The following is a 1,121-nucleotide window of genomic DNA, read 5'->3' on the forward strand; positions in this document are numbered from 1 at the left end:
GGAGAAGTCCGCCGATCAACCGCAGGAAGCGATTATCGTGAATCTTCTCAGCCAGAATCGACCGCAGGACACCATGGTCCAGACTGTCGAAGCAGGCTTTGATGTCACCCTCGACGAACCATGTCGTGCCCCGCCAGTTCGGGTAGATCGCCTGCAAGGCGGTGTGACACCCCCGGCCAGATCGGAACCCGTGGGAACGCTCGGAGAACTGCGGCTCGTAATACGCCTCAAGCAGCAGGCGCATCACCTCTTGCAGCAGCTTGTCCGACCACGTCGGCAGACCTAACCCACGCCGCTTCTTCGTGTTTCCCTTCTTCTCGATGTAGACACGGCGTGTCGGCGTCCATCGGTAGCGCTCACTCCGGAGTGCATCGATGATTGTGTCAATCTTGGCTAAGCGCATGCCGTCCACGGTCTCGGCCGTGATGCCGGGCGTCATCGCACCGTCGTTGCGGTAGATTCGCCCGTAGGCGAGCAGGTACAGATCTCGGTTGAACAAGCACCGGAAAAGACGCTCCAGAGGCAGTCCCTTTCTGCCGCGTTCACGGATGATCCCCAGAAGGGCTTCGGCATTCTGCATTTCGCATACCTCGCCATCGTGGATGATCTGTTGACACCTGGGGTCCTTTGCCCTGCGGACGGCTTTCCCGTCCTCCCCGGTCGGGCGTTACTCCGACGACTACTACGACCCCTCCGTAGCCATAGGGCTCTCGCCCCGTAGGCCATCCCGTATTCCCCTTGTGCTGGACGTATCGAGCGTGACGTAGGCGGCCCGGTCTGTCTCCTTGAGCGAACTCGCTGTTCGCCGCCCGCCGGCCGGAAGGGTTGAGACGAGGAAAGTCGGACTCGTCCGATGCCGACGGCTGCGACCTAAGACGTCGTGTCGCAGGGTGTGCGTCTTCCACCGCTGGTGACTGGGCTTCAGGCAGTATGGCTTTCGCCGTATCACGCGGGTCTTGCGCGGCAGCGCTTTTGACGTCTTCTCAACGCTCCACGCTTTCCCGCCATGCTGTTTTCCCCTCGCGCTTTCGCGTCCAGGTAGGGCGGGCGACCCCAAGGTCATCTCCTTCCGAACCTTGGCCCCCTGCGGGGGCGATCCAGCACCGAGTGAAACGGCGCAC

General features: G+C 61.9%; 1 protein-coding gene. It reads right to left on the bottom strand.

What is annotated here, in order from left to right; genetic code table 11:
• A partial coding sequence (locus tag ACWDRB_RS67885) for a reverse transcriptase/maturase family protein (RefSeq protein WP_449912928.1) occupies window positions 1-580 on the bottom strand: 580 nt, incomplete at its 3' end.
• Window positions 581-1,121 lie beyond the last annotated feature (541 nt).

This window comes from Nonomuraea sp. NPDC003707, assembly GCF_053587055.1.